The 1427-nt window shown below is 45.0% G+C and carries 1 protein-coding gene; it reads right to left on the bottom strand.

Features of this window, described 5'->3' with window-relative positions; all coding sequences use genetic code 11:
- Nucleotides 1–204: 204 nt before the first annotated feature.
- A partial coding sequence (locus B5P42_RS31485) for a Ty1/Copia family ribonuclease HI (RefSeq protein WP_142674073.1) occupies nucleotides 205–1427 on the bottom strand: 1223 nt, incomplete at its 5' end.

Here is a 1427-nt window from a genome sequence, read left to right on the forward strand (position 1 = left end):
GTTTTGCACGAAGACGATTCTAAAGTGGTAGGACGGTAGTCGAACTGGGCTAAGGTACCCGAAATCTCTCAGACAATTTAATGCCTGGCCTTTATTAGTGGAGAAAAGCAGCGGTTATTTATTGACATCTCGTCAGATATAAATACAAACTCCGTGGTGCTCAGCAGTTATGGGACCTCACTTCATACAGGGCATCATATTGAATTAAATAGAACCTCGTATTTCAGCACGTCCCCTCGAGGTTGTATCTCGGTTGCTTGTGTCTATGATGCCCATCTTGTTGCGACACCAACCAAACTTCAGTGTATCGAGCGACTTTGTCATTACGTCGGCAACCATTTCCTTTGTGGATATTGGCTTGACGTCGATAATTCTGTCCTCAACAAGCTTTCTAGTATAGTGATATTTGACGTCAATGTGCTTTGTACGAGCGTCAGTACGATTATTCTTGCTAATAGCGACGCATCCTCGGTTATCCTCGAATACGACTGTGGGTTGTGGACATGCAAAGCCGATCTCTTGGAGAAGTTGACGAAGCCAGTACGCTTCCCTTGCTGCGGAACATAGTGCTATATATTCTGCTTCGACAGATGATAGAGAGACGGATGATTGAAGCTTAGACTTCCACGAAACTGGCCCCCCTGCGAGCATGAAGGCAAAACCTGAAGTTGATCTTCTTGTGTCGGGATCACCTGCCCAATCAGAATCAGAGTAACCAAAGAGATCGGAACTGCCCTGTTCTTGACGATGATATGTGATGCCGAAGCTGCAGGTTCCTGCCAAATAACGAAGAACCCGCTGTGCAGCAACCCAGTGGGGCCTACCAGGATTGCTAATAAACCTGCAAAGGGATCCGACAGCCGTGCTGATATCTGGGCGAGTGTTGCTTGCTAACCAAATCAAACTACCGACAAGCTCACCATAGGGAACTTGTTTCATCGCTAGTACATCTTCTGACTCTGAGGGTGAAGAAAGGGAGGATAAATGAACACCAGGTTGCTGAGGAGTTGAAGTTGGATTGCAATCAAACATGTTGAACTTCATCAAAAGCTGCTTAACATATTCCTCTTGGTCTAACGAAATTGACCCGGTCTTCTCATCACGATGAATTCTCAGGCCGAGAAGTCTGGTTGGTACTCCGAGGTCAGTGATGTCGAACTTCGAAGACAGCTGATCGATGACTTCTTGACAGAAGTTGGTGTCGTTGTGAACAAACAGGATGTCATCAACATGGACTCCGAGAGCTAGAAAACTGCCATCACGACGAATTGTATAAATGCATGGATCAGCCTTAACTTTCTTAAGTCCAGCTTCTTTGGTCAAAAATTTGTCTAGTTTAGAGTTCCAAACCATTCCAGCTTGTTTCAATCCATAGAGAGATTTGTTCAATAGGCAAACTTGATGTTCTTGACCATGAACAACAAATC

This window comes from Bacillus sp. SRB_331, assembly GCF_003264175.1.
Classification (GTDB): domain Bacteria; phylum Bacillota; class Bacilli; order Bacillales; family Bacillaceae_G; genus Bacillus_A; species Bacillus_A mycoides.